Source organism: Xanthobacter sp. NM-25 (assembly GCF_022138605.1).
GTDB lineage: Bacteria > Pseudomonadota > Alphaproteobacteria > Rhizobiales > Xanthobacteraceae > Xanthobacter.
Map to the genome: position 1 here is coordinate 1 of NZ_JACBFS010000018.1, position 501 is coordinate 501.

General features: G+C 65.9%; 1 protein-coding gene. It reads right to left on the reverse strand.

Translation table 11 applies throughout. The annotated features are described in order from the left end of the window. Positions 1-501, reverse strand: a 501-nt coding sequence (locus MEU52_RS22045) for a malonyl-CoA decarboxylase domain-containing protein (protein WP_238123950.1), incomplete at both ends; no start/stop codon positions are given.

Genomic DNA, 501 nt, shown 5'->3' on the forward strand with positions numbered 1-501 from the left:
CCAGCCAGGCGCGGAAGCCCGGGGCCGGGGAGAGGGTGACGAAGGTGGTGAGCCAGGGCATCTCGCGGGAGATCTCCTCCACCACCTGCTTGATCAGGAAGTTGCCGAAGGAGACGCCGGCGAGGCCCCGCTGGCAGTTGGAGATGGAATAGAACACCGCGGTGGTGGCTTTCGCCGGATCGAGCACCGTGCGCTTCTGGTCGAGAATGGGGGCGATGGCGTCGGGGCTGTCCTTCACCAGGGCCACTTCCACGAAGATCAGCGGCTCGTCCACCAGGGCCGGGTGGAAGAAGGCGTAGCAATGGCGGTCGGGGCTGTCGACCCGGGCGCGCAGGTCATCCCAGTCGCGGATTTCGTGCACCGCCTCATAGCGGATGATTTTTTCCAGCACGTTGGCGGGGGTGGACCAGTCGATGCGGCGCAGCACGAGAAAGCCCCGGTTGAACCAGGAAGAGAACAGGTGGCCGAAGTCGCGGTCGACGGCGGCAAGGTCACGGCGAT